General features: G+C 53.2%; 5 protein-coding genes and 1 tRNA gene. 2 read left to right on the top strand and 4 right to left on the bottom strand.

Features of this window, described 5'->3' with window-relative positions:
• Positions 1 to 50: 50 nt before the first annotated feature.
• Positions 51 to 127, top strand: a tRNA-Met gene (locus J7394_RS22590).
• A 394-nt stretch (positions 128 to 521) separates the two neighbouring features.
• Here the strand turns inward: J7394_RS22590 and J7394_RS22585 are convergent.
• From J7394_RS22585 to J7394_RS22575, 3 genes are all read right to left on the bottom strand, one after another.
• Positions 522 to 5,294, bottom strand: coding sequence for an NACHT domain-containing protein (locus J7394_RS22585; RefSeq protein ID WP_209256216.1), 4,773 nt, complete (start codon positions 5,292 to 5,294; stop codon positions 522 to 524).
• A 491-nt stretch (positions 5,295 to 5,785) separates the two neighbouring features.
• On the bottom strand, positions 5,786 to 7,447 hold the full coding sequence (locus J7394_RS22580) for an IS66 family transposase (protein WP_209256215.1): 1,662 nt from the start codon (positions 7,445 to 7,447) through the stop codon (positions 5,786 to 5,788).
• 198 nt (positions 7,448 to 7,645) lie between these two features.
• Complete coding sequence (locus J7394_RS22575) at positions 7,646 to 7,879, bottom strand: helix-turn-helix domain-containing protein (RefSeq protein WP_209256214.1); 234 nt, start codon at positions 7,877 to 7,879, stop codon at positions 7,646 to 7,648.
• Between the two features lie 305 nt (positions 7,880 to 8,184).
• On the opposite strand from J7394_RS22575, the gene J7394_RS22570 reads away from it, so the two are divergent.
• Positions 8,185 to 8,952 (top strand): site-specific integrase, encoded by a 768-nt coding sequence (locus J7394_RS22570; protein ID WP_209256213.1) that lies wholly within the window; start codon positions 8,185 to 8,187, stop codon positions 8,950 to 8,952.
• 123 nt (positions 8,953 to 9,075) lie between these two features.
• On the opposite strand, the gene J7394_RS22565 is transcribed toward J7394_RS22570, so the two are convergent.
• On the bottom strand, positions 9,076 to 10,191 hold the full coding sequence (locus J7394_RS22565; RefSeq protein WP_209256212.1) for an RNA ligase: 1,116 nt from the start codon (positions 10,189 to 10,191) through the stop codon (positions 9,076 to 9,078).
• Between the last annotated feature and the right edge of the window lie 603 nt (positions 10,192 to 10,794).

Raw genomic sequence — 10,794 nt, 5'->3', positions numbered from 1 at the left:
CAACAATCGGTCTCAAGTAGCCGAATAGGCGGTAGACCAAACCAAAGTGTCGCGGGATGGAGCAGCCCGGTAGCTCGTCAGGCTCATAACCTGAAGGTCGTAGGTTCAAATCCTACTCCCGCAACCAAACTTCTAGGCCGGAAAACAAACACTTAGCCTCGCATCACGCGAGGCTTCTTGCTTTCCAGGAATACCGCTGGAAGCACTGTAGAAGTCTCAGGTGCGGAAATTTTCTTCTTCAGGCTACTAAGCATCAACCGTAAGCGTTGCATCTGACCCCCAAATTGGCGTCTTCCGGCATAGGCATCTAAAGCCTATATTGGCGCCACGCGCCAATACGGAAATTCATATTTGTGTCCTTACGGCCCGTAAGCGTTGCATCCGACCCCGGATTCGGGGCCTGTCTGTAGAGGCGACCTCGGTGTATATTGGCGCTAAGCGCCAATATAGAGGCGGATTAAATGACGTATCTCGTTCCCAGCCGTTATGTCCGAGAATCCCTCCAGCGGTGCGGGTGGTGCTTAACCAGTACCTCCTGGTTGGAAGAACTCCATGAGGACATGAGAATAGGGTCGAATCGTATCTCGATTAATATCGAACACAGCGATCGGGATGCCATTGCGAGCCTGTTCTGCTGAGAGCTTGACTGCACACATGTCGAGGAGCTCGCCATCAAGATACCCGGCCCGTGCCAGGATAGAGACCACAGCCACCAAGCCGTCCGGTGAAACCTCTCCATTAAGGCTAGCACGCAGGCGTTCACGTGCCTCAGAATCGTGTACGACCCGTTCGACAAGAACTTCAGTGATCAGTGCTTGGGATGAACTGCCCATTTGTACCGCTCGATCCGCCACAGCATGGACAATGGCCACGAAAACGTCCGGCGGATCCAATCGCGATGCAATTTGTGCGGCGCCCAACCAGTTGCCGTGATTGACTCCAAATTCGAGGGTTGGAATTCTCGACCGGTGAAGGTCTGGACAGGTCGGATCTAGGATTGCCAACGCCACAGCGGGACCCACCTCAGGTGTCTCCTTAAACAAATTCCTAAGCTCCGCCACATACTCTGGGGAGTAGAACTGGTCTCTCAGGATCTCGGCGGCGGCGATTATGATGGGCAATGCATAGGAGCCGCGACGCACCTTATGAGTCAGGATTCTAAGTACGTGTTCAAGGAGTACACCGCTACGGGGCCAAAGTTCGGCCAAAGTCCGTAATGCCGTAACCCCTATGTTCTCTTCACTCATGCACCAATCGAAGAAGTCTCGACGCACGTCTGGGTAAGGACCAGCAAAGCGAGATATATCACCCCAGACCGAACGATCATCAGTTAGTACCGCGTTTACGAAGTCGGAGCCCAACTTAGATTTGAGCATGTCCCACTTCCTGACTATCAGAGTTCCAAGTGCGCTGCTCACGCCTTCGCCAAAATAGGACCGTATACGGACCTTGCCAGTCCTATGGGTGCTCTTCAGGACCGCTTGAGGTTCATTCAGGACGACCAAGCCAGCAAACGCGGTTGTTCGATTTTCTTCAAAGCGGGGCCCGGGCCGATCTAGCTCGTCAACTAGATGCTCAACAAGGCCATCAACGTCACCTCTGGCCTGCCGAAGTTGGTGATAATCCACAGATAGTTGAACACCAAATAGATAGTCTGTCTCTACACCGTAGCTTTCAAGAACTGAAAAGAGCGCTGGGTGGCGATCTCCGCTAATACCCGCAGATGCGACGACGACGGCGCGCAATTCTCGTGGAATGGCCGAGGCAGCCGACAAAGCGGCTTCTCTAATTCTCGGCTCGTCCGGAAATGCTCTTGCAAGTATGTCGAAGGGTGGCTCGGATTGCTCCATACGCAATAAGGCCTGCTCGCGAACCGCCGGGTGTGTTGAAAAAGAAATGTATGCCATCAACGGTTCGGCGAATGAGTTATCCGCGTTTAACCAAGGCAAGATAGCCTTTACTGTATCTTCGTCAGTGTCATCAGAACCCAGTTCGATTATGGCTTTGAAAATGAGGTCGGCGCGTGCCTCCGGCTGCTCACGTAAGATGCGGATTAGTCGAGCACGTGCTTCACCGGGGTCATCGTATAAGTTAGGAATAAAAGCAGCGATCATACCCAAGTCGCCATCGGGGAGAGCAATCATCTCCTGAACCAATTCGACAACCTTGGTATCGTCAGCCCACCCTTTAAGGAGTGGGAGAAGGCTCCAGTACCGTCCAAACCCTTCGTTACTTCTGACTCGCCCGATTGCGTGGTCACGTAACCGTTCATCGCCTAGCTCAGCGATCAGCGGCCAGACGTCATTATCGAGGAAGTTCAAATCATCGGAAATGATCTTGGAAACAACCGCCTCTTTAATGGCACTGTCTTGGTTAGCGAAGCCAATTAGGTTGGACCACAGACTCCGACTCATGGTGTTCAACGGATAGTCTTGCTCAAGTTCCTCCAACAGCCATTCCCTGACTGCTGGGCGTCCCGGCTCTGACATGAGCAGTACAGTCATGGCCACGGTCCGGCTCATCCCGGAGCGAACGCCGCGATCTCCCAATGCCGACAGTGCTTCCTCTACGAGCACGTCATCATTCTTCCACCCGGTTAACAAGGCTTCTGTGACGATGTCACTATCATAGTATTCGAGAGCGGAACGGTCATCCACAAGCTGGAGGCATCGATCTCGATCTGTGTCAGAATGCAGCCCAAGTTTTACTCGGGCCCAGATTGCCGTGGCCTCAAGCAATAGCGAGCGGCTAGTGGCAAGATCATCGATCGTGGGAGCTAGGTTTGTTTGCGGCCAACCGAGCACGAGCGCTTGGATCGCACCCGCCACAACCGTTAAATCGGTCTGGGGAGACACGAGGTCAAACAAGCGTGCCGACACATCGGGATCATCGTTGTAGACCTCTGCCAGACATCTTGCTGCGGTTCGCGCCCCGTATCGGTCTTCGTCACCCAAACCCTTGATCAAGGTCGTTAATTGTTCTTCGCTTCGTGGCCAAGTTGCGATTGCTTCGTATATCTGACTCGTATACGCGACTCGCCTGGGCATCCATCTCCGCAGACGGAATTCAACTGCGGGTCTTAAGATGGGGTTACTTAACCCGTTAATACAGACTCTGACCATGGCCGCCCGCTCGGAAGCGAGGCCAAAACCCTCGATTGTCTCAAAGGTTTTTTCCGCAAGCCTCGCAGCGGTTTGCGAGCTAATAGCTGATGAGCTGAATGCGATCTCTGCGAGCAGTTGGCGTCGGTTAATATCACCGGTGACATCCAGGTCCGACTTCTCAAGCGCCTCGACAATTTCGTCAATTTCGTCAGGACGCACGTTAATGCTCACCAAATTTCGCAGGACGTTGCGCCAGCGCGAGTTACCAGCATTTTCTGACACAAAGCCAATTAGGTCTTTAAACCGCCAGCTCTGAATGTGTACTGCACAAAGGTACTCTTCGAGGCTAGCATGCACGAAGCCAACATCTTCAGGCCCTTTCTCTACGAGCAACCCTACAGTTTCAGCGTTGACAGCTAGCAGTTCCGTCGCGACCTCCTGAGCAGTCGATATCTCATGCCCTCTGCCGACGAGCACTTTAACAATCGCCGAGGAGGCTTCAGCTCGATTATACCCCGCATCACCACCATCCCGGCGTGAGGCGTAGGCCAGAGCTCCCAGAGCTAGATGTCTCACTTCGGGCGTCGCAGCATTTTCGAAGCGCGGGCGACCCTCCCCAGCAGCGGTCGCGCGCGCTTCTGGGTGAGACTCAATTAGGAGAGTAACCAACGCGCGCAGAGCCTGGGCACGATTATGTGGCAAGGCCATGTTGCGCAGGGAAAGAAAGAGCAAACCGATAAAGAGTAGAGGTGTTCCGGCCAGATCTTCGAGCGCTGCCTCGGCTCTCAACTCCTTAAGGAACCGTTCCGCCCTCCAGGCAGCATCTAGTTCGCGCACGGAATCTCCAGAGGGATCTTTCGGCTGCAGATGTCGGAACCAGATATTGGCTAGGTAGCTTTGTTGAGAATGTGACAACGGAGCCAATTCAGCGGTTTTCCACGACTGGGGGAGAGCTCCGATCTTGCGTAAACCGTTGGGGCGCCCCGATACAAGTGTTGGGATCTCGTGGACTTGGACGTAGGTAAGTAGGGTGTGTAACGCGGTCCGCGCGGCCTGTTCGGAAGACCATTCGTCAAGACCGTCTATCAATAGGATGATGCGCCTTTCTTCGACAGCCCGGTCTACCAAGGAGACGATATCTCCGGTCAGCAGCGGTTGCAGTGTCTGCGCTACGACTTCCTTGAGGCCGACCTCACCGTCTTGGAGCTTTGTTGCCTTAGCCCACTTGGCGAACGGTATTACTAGCGGCAAGCGGTCGCCCCACCTTTGTCCCAATGATGCGAACACGCTCTGGTTACCAAGAAGGTCGAGCGCAATCGCTCGTAATAGCGTGCTTTTTCCCGAGCCCGCATCGGCGATGACCGCCAACTGGTCCCCGTCACTCAGCCAGTCGGCGGCAGAGAGACGGCGAATTTCATCCATGCGAACTGTGCCGTGGCTTTCTCGGTCAGCATTGGGGCGGAGTTCGCGACTGGCAGTATCCACAATTTGCGTCTGAGGTTGCCTTACCCTGGTTTCCGCTGCTCGATCACGGACGAACACATCGGTCATGGCGAACCGCTCCAAAAGAGCCAATGAGCGCTGAGGCCCCGGTGTGGTCTCGAATTGCGTACCTACTATGCCTTGATCCAAAAAACTAAAACGCGTGGCGTACATTCGTTCTAGTTGAGTCCTCACCTTGGCAAACTCGATACCGTCGAGCCTACTTTTAAAATCTGACTCGAGATCGAAACCATAGAAGGCTTCGAGCCAAGCTCGACCAAAGAAGTCCGAGACTAACTCCTTGTATGGGCGGATTCGCTCGACAAGTGTGTCGCCACCGAGAACCTCCAAGGTGATTTTCATGTCAGCCAGTCGCTTGACCTGCCGTTCGATCTCATCCTGCAGCTTGACGTCCTCAAGCGAGGCCTGAACAGCAATCACGAATGTGTCAGTCTGGTCGACCCAACTTCCATTGAGAAAAGTCTCGATCGCGGACTTGAGGTTATGAGGAGAATAGTTCGCATAGCGTTTTGCCTGCCAGACGGAATACCGCCCATCAGGCGTGCGGGCGTATATATCAATTCCTTGCTGCGCCTGGCCTTGCCTACCATATCGGGCGACGTGATCGAACACACCCTGCTTTAGAGCGAGCCTGTAACACAACCGTTCAAAATTCTCCCAAGACAGTGATCCAAATGGCAGCATCATTTCCGCGGATCTTACGGGTGGACACGGGAAATCGCCTGAGGGAGGAGTGGCCACACGGCCAGGCTGATCAGCTACTTGTGCGACCTGCTCTGTCATAGCAGTGGCCCTTTTTTTGTTATCGAAATCATTTTCTCAAATTGGGGTTCAGTTACCGCCAGCCAAGGCAGTTACCAAAGGCAATCCCTATCTTCCAAACCCAGTGTAGAGCTTCGAACTCGGCTTAGTGGATGTCAACTGACTGTACAAGAAGCGGTTAGATGGATTGATTTCTAAAGAGGCTAACGGCGTTGATACGGGGAATCTTCGCCTGAAATGGCTGTTGTCGTTTTGCATTCATCTCATTGCATTACCAGCGCACTAGAATGGATGCATCACTGGATGCGCGTTGCTACGTTTTGTGATCTGTACAGAGAAAGTCGGATGTCTGCATGCCATGCTTATGGCCCACCTAGCATAGCCAGATGGGTTCAATCGATCTATTGCTGTCAGCGTTATTCGATGCCGAAGCGACCCTTTGGGCAATGCCAAGGCAGCAACTTTTCGTACTCCGACCTTGGATGACCTGCTGCCATCCGATCGAACAGCCAAGTCAGGTATGCATATGGTTCGACGCCGTTCAGTTTGCAGGTACCGATGAGACTGGCCATTAGAGCCCAATTGCGACCGCCGATTTCTGAACCTGCGAACAGCGCGTTCTTCCGCAGCAATGCAATCGGACGAATGGTGTTCTCGACCGCATTGTTGTCGAATTCCACACGCCCATCTTCGAGAAAAACGGTCAGCCCGTCTCGGAGCTTCATTGTGTATGCGATCGCCCCACCAAGCGTCGACTTCATCGAAATCTCACCAGATAGTTTGCGAAGCAGCGTAAACAGCCTGAAAACTATTGGTTGCGCTTCTTTTTTGCGCACCGCCAATCGAATGGCCGCGGTCTTGCCCTTCAAAGACCTCTCAACTTCATAGATTTCATTGATCAGTTCAATAACGCTGTTCGCCTTCTTTGACTTTGTTGCTTTGAAAACGTCCAGGAACTTCCGGCGCACATGTGCCCAACAGTAAGCGAGGACTAGAGGGCCGCCATCTCGTTCGTCACGCGTAAGGCGATTGTAGCCGGCATAGCCGTCCACCTGCAGTGTTCCGGAAAAGCCTCTCAAGATCTCTTCAGCATGTTCGCCACGCCGAGATTGTTCAAAGTTGAAAACGACACCTGGCGGCTCATTCCCCAGCCAACGCCGGTCGTCGCGACACAAAGCCCAGACATAACAGGTCTTCGTCTTTCCATTCCCAGGAAGCAACTGGGATAAAACCGTCTCGTCCATGTTCAGCTTAGTGCTGGTCTTCAGGTTCGCTGTAAGAGCCGCGTGAACCGGTACGAGCGCGTTCCCAAGTTCGTCCATCAGCCGCACCATGGTTGAACGGTGGAACTTGATTCCAGAACGTTTGAATATCTGCTCTTGGCGATAGTTTGGGATGAAATCTGCAAATTTGCTGACCGCGAGGCCTGCGATCAACCGATCGTCAAAGCGAGTATAGTCGAAGGCGCGCGGTGGCACCTTTGCTTGCACAAATTTATCGCAGATCCGGCATACATATTTGGGATAGTGTTCCCGAATAACCCGAACCTCAGCAGGTTTATAGGTCAGGCGTTCGATCACTTGTTCACCCATCGGTCGCATGGCGCAACCACATGTGCACCCGGCACCCTGCTTCGGCTCGATGACCCGATCTTCTCGGGGAAGATGTGCTGGAATAATGACGGTCTGTTTCCCTTTCATACCCCATGGCTTCGACACCTTCTCGGGTTCAGACACAATTGATGAACCGTCTTGGCCGGGCTTCATCGGATCAGGTGGTGCTTTTCCATGATCTGCTTCAACGTTGCCCTTATCCTTCCGCTTTGGTGACTTTTCACTCGATTGGCCGAATTGCATATCCGCCAGTTTGTTGATCTGTGCTCGAAGGCGACGGTTATCAGCTTTGATGACCCTAATCTCCGCAGAAAGCGTCGAAATCTTCGCATCCTTCAGCACGATCTCATTGTCATAGTCAGCCTCGCGTTGGTGGTCAGCCTTCGATATTCGGGCTGCCACGTTGGTCACGAACGAATCCGCATAACCCGCGAGGTCTGCGCAGGCAGATTGAATATCCTTCATTGCTCCTATTCATCCCATGTTGGCCGCAAGCACAGCCGCTCTGGTCGCGGCCGACATGTCGGCCGCGTTTTCTCTTGATTTTTTGATGTGGGGATGGGATGAAGTCAGCAAGATCGTGCTAGTAAACGATTTTGAGGCCCTTGAGGATCGGCAAAATCCTCGGGGCCTTGCTTATTCAGAGCCCATGAGTTTAACCGCTCATTCTGGATCTCCTTTGTATTCGGGGTAGCGTTCGGGCCAGATTTCAGCTGGATGAACGCCGATTTTTTCCGCGATCCTTGCCTGAACCTTGGCTGAAACTGAGCGTGAGTTGCTCACTGACAGCACCGTGCTGTGGCTTAAACCAAGCTCGCGCGCGATCTCGTTGAATGAGCTTCCAGCGCGCTGAAGCTCATACTGCGTCTTCAAATGCCTTTCTCTGAGGTCCTGCATTTGCGGGTCTCTAATCGTGACTTTGCTACTGCATAAGCGCAACGACAATTCCCTAGCAAGAAGAAAGACTCTGGTAACTAGCTGTGTTTGCTTGGTTTTTCATGATCCATATAACACTTGCACTCATTTGGTCACACGGCAACAGAATTTCAGAATTCTGGGATATTCTGCAACCTATTGAGTTTTAACAGACAAAACTGAGCGTCACTGACGCGATTTTACACTCAGATTTAGATATCAGCATTGCATTCGGATTTGGAACGCATTATCTCTGGCTGAAAAAAGTTTATCTATGGGTGGAGACATTGCCTGAAATCGAAAAGCCACCAAGCGGCTCGCTGTTGTCAGTGCAGGATCGTGATATCCAGGCGCTCATCAAAGAGTCGGGGGATAGCTCCATCCGAGGGCGCCGGAACCGCGTTCTACTCGCGTTGGCATGGTCAACCGGTTTGAGCATCAGTAACTTGCTGAAGCTTCAGCTCTGGCAAATGACCTACTTCGTCCATCAAGTGGATACGTTTGGTACTTCGACACGCTTCTGGTTTTCAGATCGTATAATTGGGCATAACTTTGGGTTCTATTTTGACCGAACCTTCGAGGCGATCGTCCCGATTCCGAAGCCTCTTCGCCCTATGACGTATCGTTATTTGGAGATTTTCGAAGATGGCTATGACCCGGAGCATTATGTGTTTCCTGTCATGCGAAAGAACGACCGAATGATGAAAACTGAGCCTCTAACAACAAGGGATGCTCACAAGATTCTGGTCGAGCTCCGAAAACCGATGAGCAACGCTGCAAAACTTGATTGGCACAAAATTCGCCAAGTCGCAGTCGCAAGAATGTTGGTATTGGGGATGTCCATACAGGAGATCCAACATCAAACCGGTTACACTGATCCCAAATCAATAAAGAACATCGCATCGACTTACGGGATAGATTGGACAAGTGATCCTTCATTTCAACCATCGGGAATAGTTGGCCTAGACTACGAGGGATCGATTGTATCGCGAAACAAGGATTGGTATCCGATGCACCTGTTTCCAAATCGCCCCCCGCGAAAATCATCGTCTTGAATTCGACCAAAGTATGTCGATCTCCAATCGCGTGGTGCAGGTTTATTTGGCGCACGCGATACCAGCAAAGACCCTTGCAACCCAAAGGGTCGGCGCAGGCAGAGATCTCTGCCTACGCCATTTTCACTCAGGTGTGCTGATCGGCTGCCATTGCATACCGAAGAGCGGCCGGATTGCCTCAACTTTGTTCTCCGAGCCTGCGGCCCGTTCCAGAATGTCCAGCAGGCTCTTACTCGGCGGAGTCCCGTCCAACGCCCGGAAGGCGACAGATTGCAACCGCGGGTCAAGCTCTGCCTTGGCCTTCAACGCGAACTCTTTCCGCGCCAACTCCCGGTGTTCAGACACGAAGGCGTCAATCTCGCCAGCCTGCACATCAACCGCCCTCATGACCTCGTCATGGTAAGATTGAACCTGCGCAGCAGCCTCGGGTGCCAGTAGTGGCAAAACATCGTCTAGCGCGCCTTTTGCAACCCAAGCCAGCAGGTTCTTTTCATGCGCCAGCCCAGCCAGTGCCTTATGCCGCAGGACATAGGCATCCGCTTTGATCTTCAGCCGATGGCCGTCTTCAAATGCGATGACGTAACCTTCGACACCCTCCAATGCCCGAGCATCCGTCCAGAACCGATGAACGTCCTCGACGCTGTCGAACTGTGCGACGATCGGAACACCGTGCCGGGAGGCGACAGCCTCCAACTCCGCGTGCGGCATGTAGGCCCCTGTCCGCATGTGCCGGATCGCCAGCAAGGTCAGCTGCGGAACGTCATAGGCCAGCACCACCCGGTTTTCGGGCGCAGTGAACTCGAAGATCGGCGTGAAACCTGCCGCGATCATATCGGCGCAAAGTGCTTTGACCTCAGGTCCTGCAACAGCCCATGCAGCCCGGGACTGTGCGGAAATGCCCATCCGGGTCATGAACACCATCTCACCCCCGACAATAGCCGGGTGGATCATCGAGCCGTCCAGCTTATCCAGAACCGCATGAGACGCATCCCACGGCTCTTCCTGCACCGGGCGCTTTTCACCCAGATTGAAGAACTTGTGGAACGGCCGAGCGATCAGTTTACCGTCGGGGTCAAATTTCAACCCTCGGCATTCCCGGGCTACTGCGCCGTCGAACGTGTTGTCCAGCGTGTAGAGGTAGTTGATCACCGAGTATCCATCATGGTCTAAATGAAAGATCCCGGTGTCGGGGACAATGTGCGGGAGGACGTCCTCCAGCGTTTCGATGATATGGTCCATGTCTATGCTCCAGAAAAAGAAAAAGCCGCCTCGGGAAGAGACGGCCTGGTTCGAACAATATTGGTAGAGTTAGATCACTCGGGTCTTAATCCACCTGTCGAAGAGAAGCCGCCACAAAGCACTGCGTCGCGATTATCCGCGCACAGTTCTTGTGGTATGTATGAGCTTACAAAGGCCATCTCAGCTTCTCCTGCCCGACCTCTATCGGCTAGGTGTTAATCTGGTCAAGAAATTTTGTAGATCTTCGGCGGTTGCCGAATCTGCGGTGAGCTTTTTTGACCTGCCACGAACTGTCGTCAGCGTTCCTCAGTCGCTTAGATTTAGCCCATTATAATTTCCGCAAACCGAACGCTCTCCATAAGCCCCCTGGCTGGAAGGCCACTTAGCCGCCTTTTGCCGGCGCAGCAATTGCACACGCAACATCTCCTCGCACCTGCGGCGGGTTTTCTGCTGCGATGTAGCGGGTTTCACCAAACCTGATGGTGTGGATGGCTCCTGCTCCAACGGGCGTCGCAATGCGTCATAGTGCAGTTGTCTAAGACTGCTTATGAGAGGAGCCACCCCATGCAAGTTACCACAATCGGCGTTGATCTGGCCAAGAAC

Origin of the sequence: Ruegeria sp. R13_0, from assembly GCF_017743995.1 — a bacterium.
Taxonomy (GTDB): domain Bacteria; phylum Pseudomonadota; class Alphaproteobacteria; order Rhodobacterales; family Rhodobacteraceae; genus Ruegeria.
Note: the sequence above shows the minus strand (reverse complement) of the source record. Positions and strands in the feature narration are given on the sequence as shown.